The organism is Bradyrhizobium sp. GW821-FHT12B03 (genome assembly GCF_058807535.1).
Genome location: NZ_JBXAQU010000004.1, coordinates 391518 through 418131 on the forward strand (window position 1 = coordinate 391518; position 26614 = coordinate 418131).

Below are 26614 nucleotides of genomic sequence, written 5' to 3' on the forward strand. Positions count from 1 at the left end.
GAATGATGCCGGCGATCTCGAACGGCAAACCGGAGGCGGACGAGCATGAACGTGCGTGAAGTAGTCCTCACTGTCGACGAAACGCAGACGAGCCTCCTCGAGCAGGGTCCTTCCCTGATCGAGCGCGCCGCCCGAACGGCCACAGCCGCGGCCGCTGACGCAGACGGGGTCGATCGCGACGCCCGCTTCCCGCACAAGGCTTTCGACGTTGCGCGCGAGCAGAAACTGCTCGGCGTCATGATCCCGGTCGAATTCGGAGGCTTCGGCGCCTCGATCTACGACGTCACCGACATCTGCTACACGCTCGGGCGCGCCTGCGCCTCGACCGCGATGATCTACGCGATGCACCAGACCAAGGTCGCCTGCGTCGTCAGGCACGGCCACGGCATTCCCTGGATGGAAACCATGATGCGCCGGGTCGCCCGCGACCAGTGGCTGCTCGCCTCCTCCACCACCGAAGGCCAGAACGGCGGCAACATCCGCGCCAGCGCGGCCGCCGTGGACGTCGCCGGCGACACCGTCTCGCTGCTGCGCGACGCCACCGTGATCTCCTACGGCGCCGAGGCCGACGGCCTCGTCACCATCGCCCGCCGCGCCACCGACGCCGCCGCCTCGGACCAGGTGCTGCTGGCGCTCGCCAAGGACGACTACTCGCTGAAGCGGACGCTGGGCTGGGAAACGCTCGGCATGCGCGGCACCTGCTCCACCGGCTTCGAGCTGAAAGTCGATTGCCCGGCCGACCGCGTCTTCCCCGAATCCTATGACAAGATCCACGCCCAGACGATGACGCCGTTCGCGCATCTGTGCTGGTCCTCGGCCTGGGCCGGCATTGCCGCTGCGGCCGTGACGCGCGCGCAGGCCTTCATCCGCAAGGCTGCCCGCAGCTCCGGCGGCCAGATGCCCCCGGCCGCCGCCCACTTCACCGCCGCAAAAATGTCGCTGGCAAAGCTCCGCGCGCTGATCGCCGCCAATACCGACGCCTTCGCCCGCGCCGAGCATGACGAGCGCGCGCTCGGCTCGCTCGACTTCCAGTCCTCGATCACGCTTCTGAAGGTGCAGGCTTCCGAGCTCGCGGTCGAGACCGTGATGCATGCGATGCGCACCGCGGGTCTTTCCGGCTACCGCAACGACGGCGAGTTCACCATGGGCCGTCATCTGCGCGACGTGCTGTCGTCGCCGATCATGATCAACAACGACCGCATTCTGGCCAACGCCGCGACATCGACGCTGATGAGCGGCATTCCGGCAAGCCTTCGGGACTGACAAGCTTTCGAGACTGACGTGCCTTCGTCCAATAAGAATAATTTCAGATAGCAGGACCTCGAACATGAACATTGCTGTTCTCCCCAACTCGCCCGACACCGCGCCGCAAATCGCCGATCCGCTCGATCATCTCGCCGACAAGCTGTTTCACAGCATGGGCTCGGACGGCGTCTATGCCCGCACCGCGCTCTATGAGGGCGTCGTCGAGCGGCTCGCCGCGCTGATCACCAGCCATCGCGAAGCCGGCACCGAAGCGCTGCGCTTTCCGCCGGTGATGAGCCGCGCCCAGCTCGAGAAATCCGGCTACCTCAAGAGCTTCCCGAACCTGCTCGGCTGCGTCTGCGGCCTGCACGGCACCGAGCGCGAGATCAACGCGGCGGTCAGCCGCTTCGATGCCGGCGGCGACTGGACCACGTCACTGTCGCCGGCCGATCTCGTGCTGTCGCCGGCCGCCTGCTACCCCGTCTATCCGATCGCGGCCAGCCGCGGACCCCTGCCGAAGGGCGGCCTGCGCTTCGACGTCGCCGCGGATTGCTTCCGCCGCGAGCCGTCGAAGCATCTCGACCGGCTGCAATCGTTCCGGATGCGCGAATATGTCTGCATCGGCACGCCCGATGACGTTTCCGATTTCCGCGAGCGCTGGATGGTGCGCGCGCAGGCAATCGCCCGCGACCTCGGCCTGACCTTCCGCGTCGACTATGCCAGCGATCCCTTCTTCGGCCGCGTCGGCCAGATGAAGGCGGTGAGCCAGAAGCAGCAGCAGCTCAAGTTCGAGCTCCTGATCCCGCTGCGCTCGGAAGAGCAGCCGACCGCCTGCATGAGCTTCAACTATCATCGCGAGCATTTCGGCACGACCTGGGGCATCCAGGACGCCGATGGCGAACCGGCCCACACCGGCTGCGTCGCCTTCGGCATGGACCGCCTGGCCGTCGCGATGTTCCACACGCACGGCACTGACCTTTCCGCCTGGCCCGCCAAGGTGCGGGACATCCTGGGCCTGCAGCCGCACGTCGCGGCCGAGGCCCATGGCGAAGGCTGGCGCTAAGAGAACGAGGCCTGCCATTTCCACGGGTAAGACCAGCGTGATCCACACCAAAGTCAGATGCCGCGAGATCACCGAGGCCGACGTCGATGCGGTCGCGGACCTGCTGACGCGCGGCTTCGTCGGTCGCTCGCGCAATTACTGGATCCAGGGCCTGCGCCGGCAGGCCTTCCGGCCCGTGCCGGAAGGCTATCCGCGCTTCGGCTACATGCTCGACAATGACGGCACGCCGGTCGGCGTGCTGCTGCTGATCTACACGGCGCGGAAGGACGGCCAGGAGACCGCGATCCAGTGCAATCTGTCGAGCTGGTATGTCGATCCGGCCTATCGCAACTACGCCCCGCTGCTGACCAAGATCGCGCAGCGACACAAGGACGTCACCTACCTCAACATCAGCCCGGCGCCGTGGACCTGGCCGATCATCGAGACGCAGGGTTTTCGCGCCTATTGCCGCGGCATATTCTTTTCGGTGCCGGCGCTGGCGCGTGCCCCGCGTTGGAGCAAGATCGAGGTCATCTCGCAGCATGCCAAGACGATCGAGGGGCTTTCCGAAGCCGAGACCGAGCTGCTGACGCGGCATGCGCGCTACAACTGCCTTAGCCTCGTCTGCCGCACGTCGAAGGGAACGTTCCCCTTCGTTCTGCAACCGGTGCGCATCCGCCGCGGCTTCATCGCGCCGCCCGCGATGAAGCTGATCTATTGCCGCAACACCGCCGAATACGCCGCCTGCGCCGGCCGCATCGGTCGGCTGCTGCTGCGGCTCGGCAAGATCTCGGTGGCGGTCGACGCCAATGGCCCGATTCCCGGCCTCGTCGGTATTTATACCGAGCGGCGTGGCCGCAAATATTTCAAGGGCCCGCACCGGCCACAGCTCGCCGACCTCACCGACACGGAACTCGTGCTGTACGGGCCGTAGGGGCACCTGGCTTGAACATTCACTGTCGTCCCGGCGAAGGCCGGGACCCATACCGCGTGATCTATCAATGAGCGCAGGTGCTTATCCCGCGGGAACACCTCTTCACTGCCAATCTTCGCCAAATTTCCCCCTGTGGTTATGGGTCCCGGCCTTCGCCGGGACGACACCGGAATTTGTTGCGCGCTCCCGGCCAACTCTGGATCGCACTCTCTCCACCGTCAGTCACTCTCCGTAAACTACTGCGCTTAAGGGAATTTTCCCGCCTCTTCGTTACCCTCGGCACCCGGATTACGTTGCGTTAAGTCTATTGCCCGAGATCATGCCGACCCCATGACGTCGACCTGCGACAACGAGCTTGGTGCACACCGCGAGCAAGGCCCGGAGGCCCTGCTCGCGCTGAGCCAGCTTGCGCTCGACCACATGGAGCAAGGCGTCTGCGTCTACGACGCCGACAACCGGATCGTGCTGGTCAACCAGCGTTACCTCAGCCTGTTCGAGATGTCGGACGAGATCGTGAAGGTCGGTACGCGCTATCGTGACGTGCTCGGTCACAGCGTCGCGCTGGGCAATATCCCCGCAGCAGATGTCGATGCACTCTATGCCTCGCGGATCGCATTGATCGCTGCCGGCAAGCCCTTCCGCACCCGGCAAACACTCGCAAGTGGCGTCGTGATAACGCTCGAGCTGAAGCCGCTCCCCGGCGGCGGCTGGATGACGATCTGCGACGACGTCAGCCGCCTCGCCCGGCTCGAGGCGGAATTGCGCGTACAGACCGAACGCAGCCAGCATGCGCTCGCCAACATGTCGCACGGCCTCATCATGTATGACGCCGACAGCCGCATCGTCGTCTGCAACGAGCGCTTCCTGAAACTCTATAACCTCGACCCCGACATCGTGAAACCGGGCGTCTCGCACGGCACGGCCATCGACCATTGGCTCGCGCGCGGCAACATGGCGGGCATGTCGGCCGACGAATTCCACGACACGCGCCTGAAGGACGTGCGCGCCAGGAAGACCAAGAGCCTGCTGGTAATGCGCTACGACGGACGGATGGTCCAGGCGGTCTCCCGCTTCCTGCCCGACGGCGGCTGGGTGACGGTGCACGAGGACGTCACCGAGCGGCTGCAATACGAGGAGACGCTGAGGCAGCAGAACTTCATCCTCGACGCGGCGATGGAGAACATGGCGCACGGGCTCGCCTTCTACGACAGCGACATGCGCCTGCGCGTCTGCAACACCACCTATCGCAAGATCTACCTGCTGTCGCCGGAGGAGACCCGGCCCGGCACGCATCTCGGCGAGCTGATCGAACGATCGATGGCGAACGGCGCGTTCGCTTCCGAATACAGCCCGCAACAGCTCCTGGAAGCCGCCAGCGCGAGGATCGCGAGCCGTGACTCCTCGCCGATGCGCCGGCGCATGTCGAACAACACCGTGATCTCGGTGCGCTATTGCGCACTGGCCGAGGGCGGCTTCGTCGCCACCTATGAGGACATCACCGAGCGCGAGCGCGCGATCGAGGAACTGAGCGAGCAGTACCGCCGTTTCGACGCGGCGCTGAACAACATGAGTCAGGGCCTGTGCATGCTCGATTCGAGCCTGCGCGTGATCGTGTGCAATCGCCGCTATATCGAGATGTACGGGCTGTCGCCCGAAATCGTGAAGCCGGGCGTCTCGATGCGCGAGATCATGGAGCATAGCTGCTCGCTCGGCATCCACCCGAACATGACGGGTGCCAAGCTCTACGCCGACTATGTCGAGAGGCTGCGCGAGGGCGAGCACACGCTGCACCGCCATTTGAGCGACGGCCGCATCATCAAGCTCAATCACAAGCGGATGGAGCATGGCGGCTGGGTCGTCACCTATGAGGATGTCACCGAGCGCCACAAGGCCCAGGCCCGCGTCGCGCACATGGCCCGGCACGATTCGCTCACCGACCTGCCCAACCGCACGCTGTTCCGCGAGAAGATGGGCGAGGGACTGAACCAGGTCGCGATCGCCGGTGGCGCCATGGCCGTGCTGTGTTTCGACCTCGACAATTTCAAGACCGTCAACGACCGCCTCGGCCACGCCGCCGGCGACCGCTTGCTGCGCTGGGTCGCCGCGCGCCTCAAGGAGAACGTCGGCGAGCATGACACCGTCGCGCGTCTCGGCGGCGACGAGTTCGCCGTTCTCCAGCGCGGACCGCAGCCACAATCGGCCGAAAGGCTGGCCCGGCGCCTGGTCGAGATCATCGGTCACCCGCCACCGCTGGAAAGCCAGTCGATCCATGTCGGCGCCTCGGTCGGCATCGCGATCGCGCCCGACCACGGCCTGGATGCCGACGAACTGATGAAATGTGCCGACCTCGCGCTGTACCAGGCCAAGGCCAAGGGGCGCGGTGCCTATCAGCTGTTCGAGCCCCAGATGGAGGAAGAGGCGCGTAGCCGGCACGCGCTGGAGCATGATCTGCGCAGCGCGCTGGAGGCGCGCGAATTCCACCTGGTATTCCAGCCGCAGGTGCGGCTCGACTCGTCCGAACTCACCGGCTTCGAGGCGCTGCTGCGCTGGAAGCATCCTTCGCGCGGCTTCGTCTCGCCTGCCGAGTTCATTCCGATCGCGGAGGAGAACGGGCTGATCGTTCCGATCGGCGAATGGGTGCTGCGGATGGCCTGCGCTACCGCGGTGTCCTGGCCCGATGTCACCGTTGCGGTGAACCTGTCGCCGGTGCAGTTCCGCTCGCGCGGGCTGGTGGCGATGGTCACGAGCGCGCTCGCGGAAGCCGGGCTGCCGCCGCAACGGCTCGAGCTCGAGGTCACCGAGACGGCGCTGCTCGACGACAGCGAGGCGACGATCGAGATCCTGCACCAGCTTCGCGCACTCGGCGTACGCGTCAGTCTCGACGATTTCGGCGTCGGCTATTCCTCGCTGAGCTATCTGCGCAAGTTTCCGTTCGACCGCATCAAGATCGACCGTTCCTTCGTCGGCACGCTCGGCGAGAGCCCGGAGAGCATCGCGATCGTCCGCACCATCGCAAGCCTCGGCTCCGTACTCGGTGTCGAGACCACGGCGGAAGGCGTCGAGACGGTCGAGCAACTCGACTTCGTGCGCGAATGCGGCTGCACCGCGGTGCAGGGCTATTACTTCGGCAGACCGTGCCCGGCGGCCGAGGTCGCGCGCACCATCGAGACGTTGAACGCAGTTCGGCGCGTCGCGTAAGGGCGCCGCCCGCGTCAAATTCCGTGCCTCAAATTCCGTGCCTCGGCACGCCCCAAATGACCAATTGTCGCACGTCCCGTTTCGGGCGGAATTGGCGTCCCGACCGCTGCGCGCGGTCCGCGCAATGCGCTTTTCTTCTCTCGTGATTTCGAAGACAATCCCGTCATAACAACGAGAAACGGCGGCCCGAACGAGGCCGCGGCGAGGGAGGTCTTCGATGTCGCGGTACGGGCTGAGAACGGCTGTATTTGCCGTCATACATGTTGCCGTGGGGGCATTGCTCGCGACCGCGGCCGGCGCGCAGGACTATCCGAGCAAACCGGTGACGCTGATCGTGCCATGGCCGGCCGGCGGCTCCACCGACATCTCGATGCGCGCGATCGCCGACAGCGCCTCGAAGGCGCTCGGACAGCCGATCGTGATCGACAACAAGGCCGGCGGGGGCGGCACGGTGGGCCCTGCGACCATGGCGGCGGCCGCCAAGCCGGACGGCTACACCATCTCGCAGATCCCGATCACCGTCTTCCGCCTGCCCTTGATGCAGGACGTGTCATGGGATCCGGCAAAGGACTTCACCTACATCATCCATCTCACCGGCTACACTTTCGGCGTCACCACCAGCGCGGAATCGCAGTTCAAGAGCTGGAAGGACGTGGTGGAATTCGCGAAAGCGAACCCGGGCAAGGTGACCTATGCCTCGCCGGGCACCGGCACCTCGCTGCATATCGGCATGGAGCAGATCGCCGCCATGTCCGGCATCAAGCTCACGCAGGTGCCGTTCAAGGGCGGCGCCGAGACCAACGCCGCAGTGCTGGGGCAGCACACGATGCTTCAAGCCGATTCCACAGGATGGCGCCCCCTGGTCGACGCCGGCAAGCTGAAGCTTCTGATGGTGTGGACCGGCGCGCGATCGCCGAACTATCCCGACGTGCCCACGCTGAAGGAACTCGGCTACCCCATGGTTTACGACTCCCCGTTCGGCATCGCCGGCCCAAAGGGCATGGATCCCAAGATCGTCGCCAAGCTGCACGACGCCTTCAAGAAGGCGGTCGAGGACCCCGCGGTGATCGCGACGCTCGCCAAATACGACATGGTGCCGAACTACAAGACCACCGAGGACTACAGGAAATTCGTCGTCGAGGTCACGGAGTCCGAACGCAAGGTCATCGACACGCTCGGGCTTGCGAAGAAGTAGGACCGGGCCGCTTTCGTGTTCCGGACGCGGTGCAGCGCCTCTCCAGCGCTGCGCCGCAGAGCCGGGATCCACCTTCCACGAGCCCTATGGACCCCGGATCTGCAGTGCATCACTTCGTGCTGCGCAGCGTCCGGGGAACGGCCGAGAGCACGCCAGATGAGCAACCAGACCAACGTCAAACTCCGCCTCTCCAACTCCGAACTCTGGGGCGGGCTGATCGGGCTCGGGCTCGGCGGCTTCGTGATCTGGCAGGGCCTGAAGCTCAAGCTCGGCACCATCAACGATCCCGGTTCCGGCTACGTGCTGTTCTACACGGGCATACTGATGTGCGTGTTCGCGGCCTCCATCACCATCTCGGCCGTTACCGAGGGCGGGCCGACGCTGGCCTCGCGCTGGGAGAATGTGCGCTGGAGCAGGCCTCTGCTCGTGATCGCCTGCCTCACCGCGTTCTCCTTCGCCCTGGAGCCGCTGGGATTCCTGCTGTCGTCGATCCCCCTGATGCTGCTGATGTTGCGGCTGATCGATCCGGTGCGCTGGATGCTGGCGATCCCGATCGCCGTGCTGGTGCCATCAGGCATGTGGTGGGTGCTCAAGCGCCTGCTCTTGATCCAGTTGCCCTCGGGCCTGTTCGGGATCGGCTGATCGCATGGACACGCTGGTCAACGTCGCGCATGGATTCGGCGTCGCGCTGCTGCCGATCAACCTGCTCTATTGCTTCATCGGCGTCTTCATCGGCACGCTGGTCGGTGTCCTGCCGGGCATCGGGCCGATCTCGGCGATGTCGCTGCTGCTGCCCGTGACGCTGTCGGGCACGCCGGAATCCGGCATCATCATGATGGCCGGCATCTATTACGGCTCGATGTATGGCGGCTCGACCACCTCGATCCTGGTCAACATCCCCGGCGAAGCGGCTTCCGTCGTCACCTGCATCGACGGCCATCAGATGGCCAAGCAGGGCCGCGCCGGCCCTGCACTCGGCATCTCCGCCTTCGGCTCCTTCATTGCCGGTACGTTTGCGCTGGTCGCGTTGATGCTGGTGGCGCCGAGACTTGCGAGCATCGCGATCGCGTTCGGCCCGGCCGAGTATTTCAGCCTGATGGTGCTCGGCCTCGTGGTGCTCACCTTCCTGACCCAGGGCTCGATGCCGAAGGCGCTGCTGATGGCGTGCATCGGCGTCGTGCTCGGACTGATCGGGCTCGACAGCATCACGGCGCAGCCGAGAATGACATTCGGCCGCATGGAGCTGATCGACGGCATCGGCCTCGTGCCCGTGGTGATGGGCCTGTTCGGCGTCGCCGAGGTGCTGCTCAACACCGAGCAGGCCATCAAGCGCGACATCATCAACGCCAGGATCACCCAGCTGCTGCCGAACAAGGCCGATTGGCAGGCGAGCGCCGGCCCGGTGGCGCGCGGCACGCTGCTCGGCTTCCTGCTCGGCATTCTGCCGGGTGGCGGCGCCGTGGTGGCCTCGTTTGCGTCCTATGCGCTGGAGAAGCGGCTGTCGAAAACGCCGGAGCGGTTTGGCCATGGCGCGATCGAAGGTGTCGCGGGCCCGGAGTCCGCCAACAACGCGGCGGCCGGCGGCGCGTTCATCCCGCTGATGACATTGGGCATCCCGCCGAACGTGGTGATGGCGCTGCTGCTGGGCGCCTTCGTCATCCACGGCCTCCAGCCCGGACCGCTCTTGATCACGCAAAATCCGGGACTGTTCTGGGGCATCGTCGCCAGCATGTATATCGGCAACGTCATGCTGCTGATCCTCAATCTGCCGATGATCGGCATGTGGGTGCAGCTGCTGAAGCTGCCCTACAACATCCTCTTCCCCCTGATCATCCTGTTCACGATTCTGGGCGTGTACTGCTCCAGCAACAACGTGTTCGACGTCTATGTGATGATCGCGTTCGGGATCGTCGGCTATTTCATGCGCAAGCTCGGCTACGAGCCGGCACCGCTGGTGCTCGCCTTCGTGCTCGGCCCGATGCTGGAGAACAATCTGCGCAAGTCGCTGATCCTGTCGCAGGGCGATCTCTGGACCTTCGTGCAGCGGCCGATCTCGGCGGCGTGTCTGACGCTGGCGCTGGCGCTGCTGATCGCCCCGCTGCTGCCAGCGCTGCGCAAGAAGCGCGAGCTCGTAGCGCTGGATGAGGGCGCGTGATCAGTCCTCGCCGGTCCCTTCGAGTCGATCGCGCAGAGCGTTGAGCACCCGGTGGGCGATCTCGATCTCCTTCACTGACAGCCGATCCGACAGGCCGTTGACCCACGGGACCTGGAGGCGGCCGGCAGCATCGTAGATCTGCCGGCCCTTTTCGGTGAGCACCACAAGTTGGGCCCGGCGATGATGCGGGTTGACCTCGAACACGACCAGGCCATCGCGCTCGAGGTCGTTGACGATGCGCTGCACGTTCTGGCGGTTGGCGCCGAGATTGCGGGCGAGCCAGGCGACCGGCTCCGGGCGCTCGGCGCCGGTGATCGCCCCCAGGATCTGCCAGCGCGCACTGGTCAGGCCGAGCGACGTCACCAGCCGGTCGCCGGCGGTGAGAAGCAGGCTGTTGGCACGGAGCAGGTCGAGGATCAGGCCGGTCAGGGCTTCGCCCGCAGGGGTCCGCTTGGTCTTGGTCATTTGACTCCATTACTCCGTATTGACATCATGATGTCAATTGGCTATGTGAGAAACAGTCGAATTGACATCATGATACCAAATTGACCGGAGTAATGTCATGCCCCAGATGCGTCCCCTCGACCCTGCCTTCCCGATCGACCGTCAGATCGCGCTCGACACCGGCCCCGTGGTGCTCGTGAACGTGTTCACGCTCGACGCCGAGGACGAGGAGAGCTTCCTCAAGACGTGGCAGGACGACGCCGCCTTCATGAAGCGGCAACCGGGCTTCATCTCCACCCAGCTTCATCGCGCAATCGGCGACAGCCCGACCTACCTGAATTACGCGGTGTGGGCATCCAACGCCGATTTCCGTGCGGCTTTCACCGATCCCGAGTTTCGCAAGAAGATTTCCGCCTATCCGGCATCGGCAGTCGCCTCACCCCATCTGTTCCAGAAGGTTTCCGTGCCCGGCATCTGCGTCGCTTGACGACGAAGCGCTGACAGGAGGGTAACGGCGATGGGGCTGAAGAGCACGGCAGATCGCTACGGCGCGATGCTTATTGCAATCCACTGGCTCACCGCGGTGTTGATCATCATTCTTCTCGCGTCGGGCTTCCGGGCCGCCGGCACAGTGGACGCGGCGACAAAGGCGGCGATCCTGCGGGCGCATGTCCCGATCGCAATCGCCGTGTTCGCTCTAACCCTGGTGCGCCTGGTCTGGTGGTGGGGTTTCGATCGAAAACCCGTCCCGATCGTCGGATCGCCGCGCTGGCAGGCGCGCAGCGCGCAAGCCGTGCATCTCGCGTTCTATGTCATCATCCTCGGCATGATCGCCAGCGGGGTCGGCATGATGGCGCTCAGTGGCGCGGCGCCGGCCATCTTCGGCGGAAGCGCACCGCTGCCGGATTTCTGGAGCTATCGGCCGCGCCTGCCGCACGGCATCGGGGCGCGCGTGCTGCTCGCCCTGCTGATCCTCCACGTCGGCGCTGCGCTGTACCATCAATTCGTGCGCAGAGACGGCCTGATCCGGCGGATGTGGTTTGGCTCGTAGGTCGAGGGATCGCCCAGGCGTGTCGGGACGATCCCTACCCCGCCGCAGGCAGCGCGCTGTCCGGCGGCGCGCCCCACGGACGCTCGGCCGACGCCAGCCCGATCAGGCGACCCTGGATGTAGTCGCAGCCCCAATCACGCAGCATGTTTGCGGCCTCGTCGTCCTGCACCCATTCGGCGACCGTCTTGATGTCGAGGCGGCGGGCGAGGTCGATCAGGGTCTGCACGAAGGCGCGATCGTCGGCGGAACGGGTGATGTTCTGCACGAAGGCGCCGTCGATCTTGACGATGTCGACGCCGAGCTTGCGCAGGTTTCGGAACGAGGTGTAGCCGGCACCGAAATCGTCTATGGCGATGCGGCTGCCGAAGTTCTTCAGCCGCGTGACGAAGCCGCGCACGTCATCGATGTCCTGGATCGCGACCGTCTCGGTGATCTCCACGATCAGCCGCTCGGCGACACCGGGATGCGCGAGCATGAGCGACTCAATGCCTGCCCACCAGTCCGGATCCATCGTCGTATCAGGCGAGATGTTGAGGCTGAGACTGACATCGGGTGCGGCCGCAAGCTCGGCGACCACGAGCTCGAGCACGCGGTGATCGACGAGGCGGATGAGGCCGAGCCGCTCGGCGACCGGCACGATGTCGGGCGCGAGCAGCACCTGGCCGTCACCCTGATCCATCCGCACCAGGCATTCGTGGAATGCGCGCTCGCGCGAGACGGCCGAGACGACCGGCTCATAGGCGAGCTTGATGCGGCGCTCGTTCAGCGCGGTGACGATCTCGTCGGTGACGCGGATGTTGACGCGGCGCTGCGCATCGCGCGTGGCATCCGGACGCCAGGTGGCGAAAGAGCCGGACCGGCGGCGCTTTGCAGCGTCCAGCGTCTCATGAGCGCGGTTGACCGCCTCGTCCGTATTGCGGGCATAGCGCGGCACACTAACCGCGCCGATCGAGGCGGTGACCGAGACCGGACCGGATTTCGTCGGCACCACCTCGTCGCGGATGCCGGCGAGGAAACGCTCGGCGGCGACGTTCATGTCGTCGATGGTGCAGTTCTTCAGGATCAGGCCGAACTTGTTGCCGGAGAAGCGCCCGAGCACGTCGCCGCCGCGCAGGCGTGTGCGGATGCGTTTGGCGACGTCGAGGATCACCGCGTCGGCAACGTCGAAGCCGAAGGCATCGTTGACGCGGGCGAGATGGTCGATGCCGACCAGCATGAAGGCCGCGGTCGAGCGGAAGCGGGTCGTCTCCTCGATCGCCTCGGCCAGCGCCGCGATCAGATGCGAGCGGTTGAGCTCGCCGGTCAGAGGATCGAGCCGGGCCAGCTTGGTCAATTCCTCGTCGCGGGCATGGCGCTCATTGTTGATGCGGACGGAGCCGATCGCGCGCACCGGGCGGCCATCGGGGCCGGCGAACCAGCGGCCGGTCTCCTCGACCCAAACCACGGGGTCGGAGGCGCTCATGCGCACGCCGTATTCGATCCGGTAGGGCGTGCCGTCGGCGCCGTGCACGGCGGAGGTCTGCGCCAGCGCGGCGGTCCGCAGAGACTGCGCGGGCTCGATCAGCTTGGCAAATTCGGCGCCGGTTGCCAGCCGCTCGGCGGGGATGCCGGGGAAGACCGCACTGAGCTGCTCACCCCAGACGATGACGTCGCTGGCGATGTCCCAGGCGAACACGGCCTGGCCGAGCGCGGCCAGGATGTCGGAGGCTTGCGGCAATGCGGGGGTCAAAATCGCCTCGTTTCGGGACAGCGGGGAGTCCTGAGCCGGCACAGGATAGAGCCAGATTCGTCCCCAACCCTAGGCAAAGTTGATAAACAATTTGGAAACCACGTTTCCGGGCGGCACGGAACCAAACCGGCCCGTTCGGCATAGGCCTTGCGAGTACATGACTCGCACCGGCGCCCGCGTCCCGAAACGCGACAATCTGCGCCGGATCAACGGTGATTGCGATGTTGAGTACTGATCGATCGGACGTTGCGGACTACGGCACAGGCACAGCCCTGGTGCCGCAACTGCAGATGTTGCAGCGGATTAACAAGGCCCCGCTGCCCCGCCCGGATCCGAGCTTTGTCACCCAGCTGATCGCCAACGCCGAGCACCTGCCCCAGACCAGCCGGCTCCGCCGTGCCTCTTCCGAAGACGCGCAGATGGCCTATGGCAGCAAGCGCCCGCTCGGAAGCGTCAGCGCACGCACACGGCACGTGGCTTGAAATCGATCAGCGCGGCGTATCCGGCGTCGACTGCGTGCCGTTGCCCGGCTGCAGATGCGGCGAGGGGATTTCGGGCGACGGCGTGATGCTCTGCACTGGCTTCGGCGCGGGGTGATCCATCAGCACGGATTCGGCAACCGATTGCGCGGTGGGCGCGGGCGGCACCGCGGGAGCCGCTTGCGGTGCGGACACCGGCTCGAACTTGGGCTCGGAGGCCACTTCATCCACCGGCGCCTCGGCCTGACGCCTGGCCTTGCGCGGCGCGGGCACCGTGGTCTCGGCAACATAGGTGACGCGGCGGCGCGTGCGCTGGGCGATGCCGCCGAGGAAATCGGCCATCGCGAGCAGCACCAGCAGGAAAAAGGTGGAGTTGCCGAATTTGGGCCACATCACGAATTCGGCTGCGGCCGCGCCGAATATGATCAGCGACAGCAGATGATCCATCAGGAATTTCGAGCCGGGCCGCGCGCCCTTGACCACTTCCAGCAACAGCAGCACGACGCCGAGCGCGAGCAGGAGATCGGAGAGCGTGACCGGCCAGGTCTCGCCCGTGATCATCGGCACCTTGAACAGCACGTCCGAGAAGGACACGCTGGGCATCAGGAAGGCGATGATGTTGTAGACCGCAAGCGGAATCAGAAGCAGCGGGAAACCGACCATCGGCAGGATGCCTTCTCGATCAAGATATCCGGACAGAACAACGCAGCGGCGAAGCATTCGCTCCGCCGCCGTCACCGTCATATCTCATGGGTTGGCCGAAATCAGGCGGGTCGAATTCACCCGCCTGAAGAAAAAGTCCTGACCTCAGGACTCTTTCTTCTTCAGGACCTGCCGGCCCTTGTACATGCCGGTCTTGAGGTCGAGATGGTGCGGACGACGGAGCTCGCCAGAGTCCTTGTCTTCCACGTAGGTCGGCTTCTTGATGGCGTCTGCCGAGCGGCGCATGCCACGGCGCGACGGCGAGGTTTTTCTTCTCGGAACGGCCATTTCAATATCCTCTAGGGATTGGTGTCATCAGGGCATCGTCCGCGAGGGACGGCTCAGCACCCGCAATACGAGGCGAGCTGAATGCCGATCAAGGCCGCGCTTATAGAGGAAGGCTGGCCGCAAAGCTAGGCTCTTGGGCCGGAAAATACGCCCGAAAAGGGCCCGAAATCAGCGATTTTCCCGCCAGCAGGTCGCAAGCGAGCTCGCCTGCCCCCGCGCCATATAGGTCGCCGCCAGCCGCCTGACACCCGAGCCGGGGGTCCTGGCGCTGCGTTTGACCGGATTCGGCAGGATCGAGGCCAGAAGTGCCGCCTCCCGGGGGGAGAGGCTGGCGGCCGATTTGCCGAAGGCATAGGCACTGGCCGTCTCCACCCCAAACTGGCCCTGCGGGCCGAGCTCGGCGATGTTGAGGTAAATTTCCAGGATCCGCGGCTTGGGCAGGACGAGGTCGATCCACAGCGCCAGCGGGAATTCCAGCGCCTTGCGGATGAAATCCCGCCCCTGCCAGAGGAACAGGTTCTTCGCCACCTGCTGGGTGATCGTGGAGGCGCCCCGGAACGGCGTACCGTCCTCCTTCGCATCGTCAATCGCCTCGCGCAGCGCCCCCCAGTCGATGCCATGATGCTTGCAGAAATGGGCGTCCTCGGCCGCCACCACCGCGCGCGGCAGCGAGGGCGACATCGCCGCCAGATCGATCCATTCCCGCTGCATCGGCGCGCCTCGCAAGCTTCGCCAGGCCATCAGCGTCGAAACAGGGTGGCCGGTGCGGTAGAACGGCGCGATCACATAGGGCGCGAGAACGACGACCGCGAGCGCTACCAGCAGGATTTTGACGATGCGCAAATCGACCTTTCCGGCGCAAAATGAAACGCAGCCACGGACCCAGCCATTAAGTCTGTGATAATTCGGGCCTTTTCCAGCACTTTTTAGGCCTTCCAAACGATTGACTGAGGCGGGCTCATAAAGGATTGTCCCGCCGAATTTTAGTTCTGGAGCCTCTCTTGATGACCGGCACGTCCCCGTCCGATTTCGCCAAACGTCTGGACAAGACCGCGGATGACACCGAGGCCCTGCTCGGGCGCCTCCTGGCGGACGACATCCTGCACGATGAGATCGCCCGTCCCAAGCGACTGATGGACGCAATGCGCTATTCGAGCCTGAACGGCGGCAAGCGCCTGCGGCCGTTCCTCGTGGTCGAAAGCGCGGCCGTGTTCGGCGTGCCGCGCGAGGCGGCCCTGCTCGCCGGTGCGGCGCTCGAATGCATCCACTGCTATTCGCTGATCCACGACGACCTGCCGGCGATGGACAATTCGGACCTGCGCCGTGGCCGCCCCACCCTGCACAAGAAGACCGATGACGCGACCGCGATCCTCGCCGGCGACGGCCTGCTCACGCTGGCCTTCGACATCATCACCCGCGACGAGATCCATCGCGACGCCCATGTGCGGCTCTTGCTGACGCGCGCGCTGGCGCGCTGCGCCGGCATCGGCGGCATGGTCGGCGGCCAGATTCTCGACCTTGCCGGCGAAGGCCGTTTTGGCGGCAACGAGCCGATCGATGTCGCCCGTATTCAGCAGATGAAGACCGGCGCGCTGCTGCGCTATGGCTGCATCGCCGGCGCAATCCTCGGCCAGGCCTCGCAGAAGGAATATCAGGCGCTCGACGATTACGGCCGCGCGCTCGGCGAAGCCTTCCAGATCGCCGACGATTTGCTCGACGTCGAAGGCGATGCGGCCGCGCTCGGCAAACCCTCAGGCCAGGATGCTGCGCTCGGCAAGACCACCTTCGTCACCCAGCTCGGCATCGAAGGCGCCAAGCAGCGCGTGCGCGACCTGCTTGCGCGAGCCGACAGCGCGGTCTCGATCTTCGGCCAGCGCGCCGCGGTGCTGCAGGCAGCTGCCCGGTTCGTGGCCGAGCGGAAGAACTGACGCGCATCGATGGCGGTCGACGGCAAAGAAGATCCCGCCCTCGTCCGCTTCCGCCAGATGTCGCGGCCGATGCGGCTGATTTACGCGCGGCCGCGTACCTTCATCTCGCTCGGTGTCGGCGTTCTCGTCTGCCTGCTTATGCCGGCCTCCCTTCGGCTGACGACACGGCTTGTGCTCGGCTGGGATGCGTTGATCGCGGTCTATCTCGTGCTGGTCTATGCGATGATGCTTTGCAACGACCACCAGCACATCCGCCGTAGCGCCGCGATGCAGGACGACGGCCGCTTCGTGATCCTGCTGGTAACGGCGATCGGCGCATTTGCGAGCATCGCGGCCATCGTCGCCGAACTAGGCACCCACCGCGGCGCCGTGGAACTGACGATCGCGATCACCACCATCGCGCTGTCCTGGGCCGCCGTGCACACCACTTTCGCGCTGCATTACGCCCATGACTATTATCGGCACCCGCCGGGCGGGTTGCAGTTCCCGAGCGGTGACAAGGAAGACCACGCCGACTATTGGGACTTCGTCTACTTCTCGTTCGTGATCGGCATGACCGCGCAGGTCTCCGACGTCGGCATCACCGACAAGACCATTCGCCGCACCGCCACCGCGCACGGCATCGTGTCCTTCATCTACAACACGGCATTGCTGGCGCTGACGGTGAACATTGCGGCGAGCGCTATCGCGACTTGACGTCGTCCCGGCGAAAGCCGGGACCCATACCGCGTGATCTGTCGGATTAGGGTGGTGCGAATACCGGCGAAGACTTTGAACTGCTAGTCTTCGCCAAATTCCTCCCTGGGGTTATGGGTCCCGGCCTTCGCCGGGACGACCCAGCAGCGTCAGTAACACACCTCGGCATTGGCATCGTTGCCGGGACCGCCGCCACCGCGATATTCGAGATGGCAACCGCGGTTGACCGGACGGCAGCCGGCGCTATTGCAGAAGACCTGCCCGCCACCCGAGGGGCGACCCGCGCTGGCGGCGATGCCGCCCGCAGCGCCGCCCATGCCACCGAGGCCGCCCGCCGCGCCCATCTGCGGACGCTGCCGCGCCGGACGGTCCTCGCTGTCGTCGCGTCGCGAGGTCGCGGGCTTGGAAGGCGCGGGCTTGGCAGCACGCTGCTTCTCGCACTCATTGTCGTCGTTGATCGCATAGCCCTCACGGCAGACGATCCTGGTGCACTTGTCACCATCGGCCTTGAAGCCGTGCTCGCAGACCAGCGGGCAGACGCGCGACGGCTTCGACTTGACCGTATCGAGCGCGTCGGCGCTCGCCACCTTCACGTCGAGCTTGGTGCCGGCATAGCGATTGAATTGCGACAGCGACCGCTGCGAGGACGTATTCCAGTTGCCGTCGGGCTGACCGGAGAAGCAGCCGACCCGGCCAAGCTCGGTCTGCACCGAGCGGCTGAGATCGGCCGGCGCGGTCGCCGGCGTCAGGGAAGCAACGTTGGTGCCGGCCGGGCTCGCCGTGCTGGCCGGCGCGGCGCTCGGCGCCGCGGCGGCGAGATTGACGCGCTGCTGCTCGGCGGCGGCCGCCTGCTGCTGCGCCTGCTCCTTCGCCTTCTGGGCGGCAAGCTGCGCCTGCTCGGCGGCCTTCGCATCGGCCGCGGCCTTGGCCTGTGCATCCTTCTGTGCACCGACCGCGGCGAGACGATCGCGCTCGGCCTCGGCCTGCTTGGCCTTCTCGATCGCGGCCGCATGGGCCTGCTCGGCTCCGATTTTCTCGAGCTGAAGCTTGGCGAGGCTGGAATAGAAGCCATCGGGATGCTGGGCCAGGAAGGCGCTCCATGCCGGCCTGTTGCCGACCTGGAGCGCGAGCTCGTAGTCGCGGCGGATGTCGGCCTGCGGATTCACCACGGGCGCCGCCGTTGCTGCAGCCGCCACCTTGACCGGCACCAGCGGCACGTCGTCGCCGCCGAGCGAGCCATAGACGAACGGTTCCTGCTTGTTGCCGGTCGACTTCAGCACGTCGTCGCGCACGAAGCCGAAGGCGCGGCGGACATCGAGGCCCGGCGTCGTCAGGTGCTTCGACAGCGCAACCGTAAACGGGCTGTTGGCGCCGTCGCCGTCCTGCGCCGTGAAGCCGGCCTTGGCCGAATAGGCAATCAGCGTGTTGGGGCTGGACGGCTCGACCTGGGCGAGGCCCCGGCCGATGCCGCGCGAGGCCACCGTGCGCTTCATGGTCTTGCCGAACGGATTGTCGCGGCAGGCATCCAGGATCACCAAACGTAGCTGCTTGGCGGGTTCGACGGCGACGAGGATGCGGTCGAGCGAGAGTGCCTCGTCATAGACGTCGGTATCGCGCTCGAGCTTGGCGTCAACGGGGATCAGATAGTTGGAGCCTTCGACCTCGAGGCCATGGCCGGCATAGTAGACCAAGGCGATGTCGGCATCGCGCGTCGCGTCCGCGAAGTCACGCAGCACGCGCCGCGTATCCAGGGCCGACAAATCGTGGCGGGAATCGACAATGTCGAAACCGGCATCCTTCAGCGTCTTCGCCATGACGGAACCGTCATTGACGGGGTTGGTGAGCTGCGGCGCGTGCTGATAGGCCGAGTTGGCGATCACCAGCGCCACGCGCTTTCCGGCGAAAGCGGGCCCGGCACCGAGCAGCAACGCGAGGGCGAGGAGAAGCGGACAAAATCTGAGCAAGTTGCGCATGACACGACTTCCGAAGGTTCAGGGCCGTTCGAGCCCTTTGGGACCGTTCTAGCAGGCTCCGGCACCGGTATTTGTGATGGAGGTCACGAAGGCGGCGCCGACGAGAGACCGAGTCTTCCCTCTGATTTGTCGCGCCAGCGCCGTCGCGGTTCGCCGCATGGGCAGGGTTCCCCTAGGGATCACCGACGTGCCCCCGATATTGCGGCAGATTGTCCGTGATTTCATACCATGGCGCCTTCGAGCCGACGAAAATATGGGCGCGGGGCCGGATCGAGGGGGTATCGACCAGGGTTCCCATGGCGACATGGACCCATCGTCCATCGCGCACCCGGGAATAAAGCAGCGAGCCGCAACGGGCGCAGTGGGCGTCGTGGGTGGTGTCGTCCCCGAAAATGATCCGCTGGTCGTCCCCCTGGACGATGCGGAGCTTGTCTTGCGCGATGCCGGCAAACGGCTTGAAGGCGGAGCCGGTGGTGCGACGGCAGTTCGAGCAGTGGCAGTTCATCGCATAGGAGAACTCGTCCGCCACCTCGTAACGCACCGCGCGGCAGCAGCATTCGCCGGCAAGGATACGAGCATTCGAATTTTCTGATCCGGTCATCACAATGACTCGCGCAATATGGCCGAGACACCATAGCGCATTTTGATGTGTACGACTAAGTTCCCTCCAAGCCATCATGCAAAGGGATGACCCATGAGCCAAAATCGTTCGAGCGTCGAAGCCGTCGTGCAATCCTATTTTGACGGGCTCTATGAGGGTGATGCCGAAAAACTCGGCGCCATCTTCCATCCCTCCGCCGATCTTCGCTGGGTCGAGAAGGGTGAGTTACAGGTCCTGACCGTACCCGACTGGCTCGACCGCGTGCGCAAGCGCGCCTCCGCCAAGGCCGAAGGCAAGCCGCGCGAGGATTTCATCGTCACCATCGACCGCTCGGACGAGAAGACCGCCTTCATCAAGGTCCGGTGCCAATTGCCGCCGCGTTTTTTCACCGACTATCTGGTGGCGATGAAGCTCGCCGACGGCTGGCAGATCGTGTCGAAATCGTACCGGTATGACTTGAGGGATTGAGACCTCAACCTTCCACTGCCCGAAATCGGGCACACTCGGCCGCCATTCTCCGTCATTGCGAGCGTAGCCCACCTCCGTCCCGCCCCAAGGCCCTCCATGCATCTCGACCGCCGCTCCCTGCTCGCCTCGTTGTGCTGGCTGGCTGCTTCTCCCGTGCTTGCCGCCGACGCGCCGCCCGAGCTCGAAGCCTATGAGCGCGAAAGCGGCGGGCGGATCGGGCTCTATGCGGAAAACCTTGCGACCGGCGCCAAGATCACCTGGCGCGCCGACGAGCGGTTCGTCATGTGCTCGACGTTCAAGGCCTCGCTTGCGGCCTGCGTGCTGGCACGGGTCGATCGCGGCGAGGAGCAGCTTGCGGCGCTGATCCCTTACGGCCAGGCCGACCTGCTCGACTACGCACCAATTGCCAAGCAAAATCTCGCGGCCGGCAAGATGTCGGTCGGCGAGATGTGCAAGGCGATCATCGAGCTCAGCGACAACACCTGCGCCAATTTGCTGCTGGCGCGGATCGGCGGGCCCGCCGCGCTCACCGCGTTCTGGCGCACGCTTGGCGATGCCACCACGCGGCTCGACCACAACGAGCCCGAGCTCAACCGTTCACCGCCCGGCGATCCCCATGACACCACGACGCCGGCGGCGATGGCCGGCAATTTGCGGCGGCTGGTGACGGGCGAGGCGCTGTCGCCTCCGTCGCGCGCCCAGCTCACCGACTGGATGGTGGGCTGCAGGACCGGCGCGAACCGGCTGCGCGGCGGCCTGCCGGCGGGCTGGAAGATCGGCGACAAGACCGGCAACAACGGCAAGGACGCATCGGGCGATATCGCGGTCACCTGGCCCAAACCCGATGCGCCGATCCTGATCGCGGCCTATACCCAGGGCGGCACGCCGAACGCGGCGCAGATCGAGGCGGTGTTCGCGCGGATCGGGCGGATGGTGACCGAACGGCTGGCGTGAGCCCGTCGCATTGACCTTGCGGCCGCTTCCGGGTGAAGACAGATCATCATGGAAGCCAAGTTTCAGATCTTTCTCATCCTGCTTGCCGTGCTCGCGGGTGTGGCGCTGGCCGCACGCCGCTTCAACGTGGCGCCCGCCATCCTCCTGATGCTGGCCGGCGTCGGCCTCGCCTTCGTGCCGGGCATGCCGCCGGTCGAGCTGCCGCCGCAGCTGGTGCTGCTGATGGTGCTGCCGCCACTGATCTACTCGGCCAGCGTCGCCATGAGCTGGCGCGAGTTTCGAAAGAACCTGCGCCCGATCGTGCTGCTCGCGGTCGGCGCAGTGATCTTCACCGCGGCGATGGTTGCGGCCGCCACACACTATTTGATCGGCCTGCCCTGGACGATCGGCTTCCTGTTAGGGGCCATCGTGGCGCCGCCCGACGTGGTGGCGCCTCTGGCGATCGCGCGCCGGCTGCACATGCCGCGCCGGATCCTGGTCGTGCTCGAGGGCGAAGGCCTCGTCAACGACGCCACCGCGCTGATCCTCTACCGTTTTGCGGTCGCCGCGATCATGGTCGGGCATCTGTCGCTGCCGCTGGCGGCCGGCGAGTTCGCCCTCATCGTCGCCGGCGAGATCGCCTTCGGCATCGGGGTCGGCTGGCTCTCCTTGCGCGCCCGCAAATGGTCCCGGGATCCGCAGGTCGAGCTCACGCTGTCGCTGATCACGCCTTACGTCTCCTACTGGCTGCCCGAGCATGTCGGCGGCTCCGGCGTGATCGCCACCGTCGCCTGCGGGCTCTATGTGAGCTGGAACGGCCCGCTTCTGATCTCCTCGGCAACGCGCCTGCAAGGCATCTTCTTCTGGGACCTCATCATCTACCTGATCGAGGGCATGCTGTTCCTGCTCACCGGCTTCCAGATGCGCGCGCTCTACGAGAAGTCGAAGGCGTTTCCGCTCGACGACATCATGGTCGCGACCGCCGTCGTCATGATCGTCATCGTCATCGCGCGCTTCGCCTGGCTCTATCCCGCGACCTACCTGCCGCGGATTCTGAGCAAATCGCTGCGCGAGCGCGATCCGTCGCCGCCCTGGCAATGGGCGTTCACGCTCGCCTTCACCGGCGTGCGCGGCGCGGTGTCGCTCGCGGCCGCGCTGGCGCTGCCATTCACGCTGCCTGATGGCGATGCCTTCCCGTATCGCGACCTGATCCTGTTCGTGGCCTTTGGCGTCATCTTCATCACGCTGATCGGCGTCGGCCTGACGCTGCCGCCGGTGGTGCGCTGGCTCGGCATCGCCGAGGCCGGCCGCCACGAGCATGTCAGCGAGCATGAAGCCGAGATCGCCGCGCGGCGCCAGGCGCTCGACGCCGCGCTGAAATCGCTCGACGCTCTGACCGGGCAGAAGGACATATCGGACGAGGTGATACGGCTTCTGCGCGCCCGCCACGAGATCCGCGCCAACCAGCTTCCCGATTCCCTCGACCCCAGCCACCACGACGTCTCCGCCGCCGGCACCGCGCTCACCCGCGAGCTGATCGTCGCCGAGCGCAAGTTCATCCACGACCTCCTGCGCGACGGCCAGATCACCGACGAAACGCGGCGGAGGATCGAGCGGGACCTGGATCTGGAAGAGGCGAGTTTGGCGAACCGGGAGTATCGGGGCGTGCCGCTGTAGCGTCCCATCATTGCGAGCGCCGCGACGCTTGCTGAAACGGCGGCGCAAGCTAACGCCTCCCGCAAAACGCCCCCACCGCCGTGGCGACGGCTCCGGCGATCAGCTCCTGCCGTTCCGAGGAGTTCATCGCCATCTCCTCGTCGCGGTTGATGATCGAGCCGGCTTCGAGCAGCACTGCGGCGCTTCTCGTCCGCGACAGCACGACGAGCCCGTCATAACGGTAGACACCGACATCCTTGTCGAGCAGCTGGCGCCGGTAGCGGCCCATCAGCGGCAAGGTGTATTGGCTGGCATAGTGCAGGCCCTGCTCCTTCAGCTGCCGGCCGATCATCCGGGCCAGCAGCAGGCTGGTGCCGAAGTGCGGGTTGCGTTCGGATACGAACAGCGAATGGCCCGAAAACCGGTCGCTGAAATAGCTCATCGCGCCGTCGAATTCCCAGGTCTCGAGCAGCTTGTCCGGCACCGAATCGTGATGGACCGACAGCAGGAGATCGGCCCGGCCGTCATTCGCGGCACTGACGCGCTTGAACAGGCTCGGCCGCGCCTTGCCGTCGGTGACCAGCAGGCGGGTTGCGGCAAAGCCCTGCTCCCTGAGTCTGGTCGTGATGAGCCGTCCGAGCCGGAAGTTGAAGCCGAATTCCGGATCGTTGCGCGCGCTCAGCGCGCCGTAGGAGTCCGGAGTATGTCCGACATCCACGACGATCCGGAATTTCGGCATCTCACATTTGGCCGGTGACGTCGGCGGCTTCGGCTTGGACTTGGGCCCGGGCTTGGCCGTTGGTCGCGCGGCAGCGGCCTGTCCGCGCTCGACGGGGGCAAGCGACGACAGCAGGATCGACGCGACCAATCCGGCGATGATGCTGCGCGACTGCCCCAAGTGCTACTCCGCTGCCGCGACCTTGGGACGGCCGACGAATCCGGCGACATCGCCAAACCGTTCCAGCATCACCGCGGGCAGATCCTTGGTCTTGCTGGTAACGCAGGCGCCGGAGCGCACGGCATAGCGATCCTGATATGCGGCCTGCGGCGGCGGCTCGCCCTGCTGGAGCGCACGCGCCAGGTCCATCACGACCTTGCGGAAATGCATGATGCCGAGATCGGTCGGCCCGAGATGCTCACGGGTGCGGTCGGCGATCGGGCCCTGGCTGTCCTGCACGGCGGCGTCCTGCTCGGAGACGCCCTTGATGCCGGTGTAGCTCCTCGTCTTCTGGAGCTTGCGATCGATCCGATAGTCGTTGCCCTTGTGGCGCAGCGGCACGTAATTGTCGTCGACCTCCGCGATCACGCCGTTGCCGCGATCAAACGCGTCGCGCTCGGCTTGCGTCAGCGGCCGCTCCGGATTCCAGGCATAGGTGTAGATCCAGCAATTGGTGTCGGTGACTGGCACGAAGGTCTGACCGAAGATGTTCTCGCCCGGCATCGCGCTCGGCGCATAGGCGTGGAATGGCATCAGGAACTGTGCGATCCGCCAGTAGATGTTGTCGCCGCCGGTGAGCCGGCCGCCGGCGATCGTCAACCCTGCCTCGTGGGGTGCGACCTTGATCACGGGACGCGGATCCTCGGCGATCCAGCGCATGTGATCCGTGCTCACGCGCACCAGCGGATTCACAAAGTGCTTCTTGATGTCCAGGATCTCGTTCTCCTCCTTGTCGAAGGAGAGATGGGCGAAGGTGAAATGCGCGGTATCGATCGAGCCCTCCAGCGCCTGCACCCAGTTGCAGTCCTGCCATTTCTTGCTGACGTAGCGGTGCGAGTCCGGCAGCAGCGCCATTTCGAGATCGGGCAGCTCGGGCATGGCCTCGAGCGGGCCCATATAGGCCCAGATCATCTCACCCCATTCACGCACCGGATAGGATTTGATGCGGATGAGATCTCTGGCGTTGAGATCGGGATAGGAGGTGGGCATGTCGACGCAGCGACCGTCGGTATCGAACTTCCAGCCGTGATAGACGCAACGGATGCCGCATTCCTCGTTCCGCCCGAGCCAGAGATTGGCACCGCGATGCGGACAGTATTGATCGACGACACCTACGACGCCGCGGGAATCGCGGAAGGCCAGCAGCTCCTCGCCGAGAACGATGATCTTCTTCGGTTCGCCGTCGGGCTCGGGGAGTTCTTCGGAGAGAGCCACGGGAATCCAGAACCGGCGCAACAGGTCACCCATGCCTGTTCCGGGACCGGACTCGGTCAGGAATTTGTTGTCCTCGGCGCGGAGCATGGCAGGCCCTCCCGAATATTTTCGGGAAGATTGGCGCAGACCTGACCACGCGTCAACGCGCGGCAGCCGAGGTCATGCCGCTACGCCTAGACCGCCTTTATCGCCTTTTCCAGACGTTCCCGACACGATGCTGCCCAGTGCGAGCAGGACCTTGGCCGTGAAATCCTCATTGAGCACGCGCGTGCTGTCGCAGAAGGATTGCAGCGCATCCATGAACTCCGCCTTATCCTGCAGGAACCTGGACTCCTCGGGAGAAGCAAGCATCTTGCGTGCAACCGCATAAAGATTGCTCTTGGCGGTCTCCCAGACGACCGATCTCCGGTCGAGTTCGCCGGCCGGCAGGTCGCCTAGGATCTGAAGAATGCTCTCCGGCTTGCTCAGGCCGGCCTGCTGACTGCACCACAGCAGGAAATCGAGCTGCTGGATCATCTCGGCGATCTTCACACGCAGGTCCTGCTGCAGCGTGACGTTGAAGCGGTTGGGCGAGAACTCGCTGGCCCTGCCCTCGAGGAACATGAAACGATATTGCAGCCCGATCTGGATTGCCTTCAGCAGCATCGTGGTGACGGGGTCGCCATAATCCTTGTATTTGATCTCTACGATGTAGATGTGGAATTCCCGCGTACCGCTGTAAAAGACAACGCTGCGCGCGACGAACATCCTGAACGCACGATCCTTCTCCGAGGACGTCAGAATCTGCCGGTTGTCGCGGAAATCGCCACGCACCGCATCCGAGACCAGCATCTTGATGGTATCGGACCAACAACGCGCAACGTCCTCCTGCTCGATATTCGCCGTGAACTGCGACCAGGGGATCGATCCGCCCTCGGGGGCCTGGAAGCCGAACGAGTCGAAGCGGCCGAAGAATTCAATGCTTGCGTCCGACAGAACGTCGATACGGTCGGGACCGTTTGCCCGCGGCCCTGTCCGCACCACGATCTTGCGCTCGGGAAAATTCTCCAGAACGACGCGATTTTGCAGGTCGCGATGAACGAGGTTCATGAGACGAACCGAGGATTCCATCAGTTGGTCGTTGAAGGCGTCGAGCTCTTCCTCGGTGAATTGAACCTCCTGCGTGATGATGTTTTGAATACGCTTGAACAGACGGAAGATCGGGGTCTTCCTGATGAGGGCATTTGATGCTTCGCTCAATGCGACCGCATTCTTCAAGGCTGCGGGATCGACAACGATGGGATCAAAGGGCGCATTGATCTGGAGCGCCTGAATGTCGGCCATGGTCTCCGGCGTCTTGGTGAAGACGGCGACAGGGATCATGATACGGTTCTGGGTTGGAAAGTTCGCCATCTTCGGGGAGTGTGCGACTGACCCGTCGAAATATCCGACTTCGAATCCGGTGAAGGAGTGGCTGACCTTCTGCTTGCCGGTCGCCACTACCAGCAGAATGTCGGTGGTGTCGAGATCGGTGCGCAGCCGCTCCCGCCAATTGGCGCCAAGCGAGAACTCCACATCAATGGTCAGCTTGAGGATGGCGGGGTTGAAAGCCCGCCGCAGCTCGTCGGCAATAGCCATCGCGAGATCACGATCTTCGCTGGAATAGCTGATAAATACGTGAAGCCGCTCTTCTGCCATGACGCGCTCCTAAACACTTAGGGTTGCAATTTGATGCATATCCTTCCGTTGATCCCATCAGGAGCCTA

25 protein-coding genes are annotated in these 26614 nt (G+C 65.0%); 15 read left to right on the plus strand and 10 right to left on the minus strand.

The annotated features are described in order from the left end of the window. Positions 1-45: 45 nt before the first annotated feature. From AC1RUR_RS11350 to AC1RUR_RS11380, 7 genes are all read left to right on the plus strand, one after another. Positions 46-1263 carry an acyl-CoA dehydrogenase family protein gene (locus AC1RUR_RS11350; RefSeq protein ID WP_492843818.1) on the plus strand — a complete coding sequence of 406 codons (1218 nt, stop codon included), beginning with the start codon at positions 46-48 and terminating at the stop codon, positions 1261-1263. 64 nt (positions 1264-1327) lie between these two features. Then, positions 1328-2308 carry an amino acid--[acyl-carrier-protein] ligase gene (locus AC1RUR_RS11355; protein ID WP_492843820.1) on the plus strand — a complete coding sequence of 327 codons (981 nt, stop codon included), beginning with the start codon at positions 1328-1330 and terminating at the stop codon, positions 2306-2308. Between the two features lie 37 nt (positions 2309-2345). Beyond that, on the plus strand, positions 2346-3221 hold the full coding sequence (locus AC1RUR_RS11360; RefSeq protein ID WP_492843821.1) for a GNAT family N-acetyltransferase: 876 nt from the start codon (positions 2346-2348) through the stop codon (positions 3219-3221). A gap of 330 nt (positions 3222-3551) precedes the next feature. Beyond that, positions 3552-6419: a PAS-domain containing protein gene (locus tag AC1RUR_RS11365; RefSeq protein WP_492843823.1), complete on the plus strand. Its 2868-nt coding sequence runs from the start codon at positions 3552-3554 to the stop codon at positions 6417-6419. 217 nt (positions 6420-6636) lie between these two features. Continuing rightward, entirely contained in the window at positions 6637-7614 is a 978-nt protein-coding gene (locus AC1RUR_RS11370) for a tripartite tricarboxylate transporter substrate binding protein (protein ID WP_492843825.1), read from the plus strand. 156 nt (positions 7615-7770) lie between these two features. Next, positions 7771-8256: a tripartite tricarboxylate transporter TctB family protein gene (locus AC1RUR_RS11375; protein ID WP_492843827.1), complete on the plus strand. Its 486-nt coding sequence runs from the start codon at positions 7771-7773 to the stop codon at positions 8254-8256. Between the two features lie 4 nt (positions 8257-8260). Continuing rightward, on the plus strand, positions 8261-9769 hold the full coding sequence (locus tag AC1RUR_RS11380) for a tripartite tricarboxylate transporter permease (RefSeq protein WP_492843829.1): 1509 nt from the start codon (positions 8261-8263) through the stop codon (positions 9767-9769). Here the strand turns inward: AC1RUR_RS11380 and AC1RUR_RS11385 are convergent, their stop codons facing one another. Further along, positions 9770-10234, minus strand: coding sequence for a MarR family winged helix-turn-helix transcriptional regulator (locus AC1RUR_RS11385; RefSeq protein ID WP_492843831.1), 465 nt, complete (start codon positions 10232-10234; stop codon positions 9770-9772). It abuts the gene before it with no gap. Between the two features lie 97 nt (positions 10235-10331). Here AC1RUR_RS11385 and AC1RUR_RS11390 point away from each other — a divergent pair, with 97 nt between their 5' ends. Together AC1RUR_RS11390 and AC1RUR_RS11395 are read left to right on the plus strand one after the other, a co-directional pair. Continuing rightward, positions 10332-10700, plus strand: a complete 369-nt coding sequence (locus AC1RUR_RS11390; RefSeq protein WP_492843833.1) for an antibiotic biosynthesis monooxygenase family protein — start codon at positions 10332-10334, stop codon at positions 10698-10700. 30 nt (positions 10701-10730) lie between these two features. Next, entirely contained in the window at positions 10731-11264 is a 534-nt protein-coding gene (locus AC1RUR_RS11395) for a cytochrome b (RefSeq protein WP_492843835.1), read from the plus strand. 34 nt (positions 11265-11298) lie between these two features. On the opposite strand, the gene AC1RUR_RS11400 is transcribed toward AC1RUR_RS11395, so the two are convergent. Beyond that, a complete protein-coding gene (locus AC1RUR_RS11400) occupies positions 11299-12993 on the minus strand; it encodes an EAL domain-containing protein (protein ID WP_492843836.1) in 1695 nt (564 codons plus the stop codon). A gap of 221 nt (positions 12994-13214) precedes the next feature. Between AC1RUR_RS11400 and AC1RUR_RS11405 the strand changes: the two genes are divergently transcribed. Then, complete coding sequence (locus AC1RUR_RS11405) at positions 13215-13475, plus strand: hypothetical protein (RefSeq protein WP_492843838.1); 261 nt, start codon at positions 13215-13217, stop codon at positions 13473-13475. Between the two features lie 6 nt (positions 13476-13481). Here AC1RUR_RS11405 and AC1RUR_RS11410 read toward each other — a convergent pair whose 3' ends face one another. From AC1RUR_RS11410 to mtgA, 3 genes are all read right to left on the minus strand, one after another. Continuing rightward, complete coding sequence (locus tag AC1RUR_RS11410; protein ID WP_492843840.1) at positions 13482-14135, minus strand: hypothetical protein; 654 nt, start codon at positions 14133-14135, stop codon at positions 13482-13484. Between the two features lie 144 nt (positions 14136-14279). Then, a complete protein-coding gene (gene rpmF, locus AC1RUR_RS11415; RefSeq protein ID WP_007598106.1) occupies positions 14280-14462 on the minus strand; it encodes a 50S ribosomal protein L32 in 183 nt (60 codons plus the stop codon). A gap of 168 nt (positions 14463-14630) precedes the next feature. Next, positions 14631-15305 carry a monofunctional biosynthetic peptidoglycan transglycosylase gene (mtgA, locus tag AC1RUR_RS11420; RefSeq protein WP_492843842.1) on the minus strand — a complete coding sequence of 225 codons (675 nt, stop codon included), beginning with the start codon at positions 15303-15305 and terminating at the stop codon, positions 14631-14633. Between the two features lie 161 nt (positions 15306-15466). Here mtgA and AC1RUR_RS11425 point away from each other — a divergent pair, with 161 nt between their 5' ends. Both AC1RUR_RS11425 and AC1RUR_RS11430 read left to right on the plus strand, forming a co-directional pair. Further along, a complete protein-coding gene (locus AC1RUR_RS11425; protein WP_492843844.1) occupies positions 15467-16390 on the plus strand; it encodes a polyprenyl synthetase family protein in 924 nt (307 codons plus the stop codon). Between the two features lie 9 nt (positions 16391-16399). Continuing rightward, entirely contained in the window at positions 16400-17086 is a 687-nt protein-coding gene (locus AC1RUR_RS11430; RefSeq protein ID WP_492843846.1) for a DUF1345 domain-containing protein, read from the plus strand. Positions 17087-17235: 149 nt separating this feature from the next. Here AC1RUR_RS11430 and AC1RUR_RS11435 read toward each other — a convergent pair whose 3' ends face one another. Together AC1RUR_RS11435 and AC1RUR_RS11440 are read right to left on the minus strand one after the other, a co-directional pair. Beyond that, a complete protein-coding gene (locus tag AC1RUR_RS11435; protein WP_492843848.1) occupies positions 17236-19059 on the minus strand; it encodes a caspase family protein in 1824 nt (607 codons plus the stop codon). A gap of 172 nt (positions 19060-19231) precedes the next feature. Further along, positions 19232-19660: a GFA family protein gene (locus AC1RUR_RS11440; RefSeq protein ID WP_492843850.1), complete on the minus strand. Its 429-nt coding sequence runs from the start codon at positions 19658-19660 to the stop codon at positions 19232-19234. A gap of 93 nt (positions 19661-19753) precedes the next feature. Between AC1RUR_RS11440 and AC1RUR_RS11445 the strand changes: the two genes are divergently transcribed. From AC1RUR_RS11445 to AC1RUR_RS11455, 3 genes are all read left to right on the plus strand, one after another. After that, positions 19754-20128: a nuclear transport factor 2 family protein gene (locus AC1RUR_RS11445; protein ID WP_492843852.1), complete on the plus strand. Its 375-nt coding sequence runs from the start codon at positions 19754-19756 to the stop codon at positions 20126-20128. Positions 20129-20224: 96 nt separating this feature from the next. After that, the gene (gene bla, locus AC1RUR_RS11450) at positions 20225-21082 is read left to right on the plus strand and encodes a class A beta-lactamase (protein ID WP_492843854.1); all 858 of its coding nucleotides are present in this window, start codon (positions 20225-20227) and stop codon (positions 21080-21082) included. Positions 21083-21130: 48 nt separating this feature from the next. After that, entirely contained in the window at positions 21131-22738 is a 1608-nt protein-coding gene (locus AC1RUR_RS11455) for a Na+/H+ antiporter (protein ID WP_492843856.1), read from the plus strand. 49 nt (positions 22739-22787) lie between these two features. Here AC1RUR_RS11455 and AC1RUR_RS11460 read toward each other — a convergent pair whose 3' ends face one another. The 3 genes from AC1RUR_RS11460 to AC1RUR_RS11470 all read right to left on the minus strand — a co-directional run bounded on the left by AC1RUR_RS11460 (position 22788) and on the right by AC1RUR_RS11470 (position 26546). After that, complete coding sequence (locus tag AC1RUR_RS11460) at positions 22788-23615, minus strand: N-acetylmuramoyl-L-alanine amidase (RefSeq protein ID WP_492843858.1); 828 nt, start codon at positions 23613-23615, stop codon at positions 22788-22790. A 3-nt stretch (positions 23616-23618) separates the two neighbouring features. Continuing rightward, positions 23619-24956 carry a Rieske 2Fe-2S domain-containing protein gene (locus tag AC1RUR_RS11465; protein ID WP_492843860.1) on the minus strand — a complete coding sequence of 446 codons (1338 nt, stop codon included), beginning with the start codon at positions 24954-24956 and terminating at the stop codon, positions 23619-23621. Between the two features lie 72 nt (positions 24957-25028). Further along, the gene (locus AC1RUR_RS11470; RefSeq protein ID WP_492843862.1) at positions 25029-26546 is read right to left on the minus strand and encodes a toll/interleukin-1 receptor domain-containing protein; all 1518 of its coding nucleotides are present in this window, start codon (positions 26544-26546) and stop codon (positions 25029-25031) included. Positions 26547-26614: the final 68 nt, after the last annotated feature.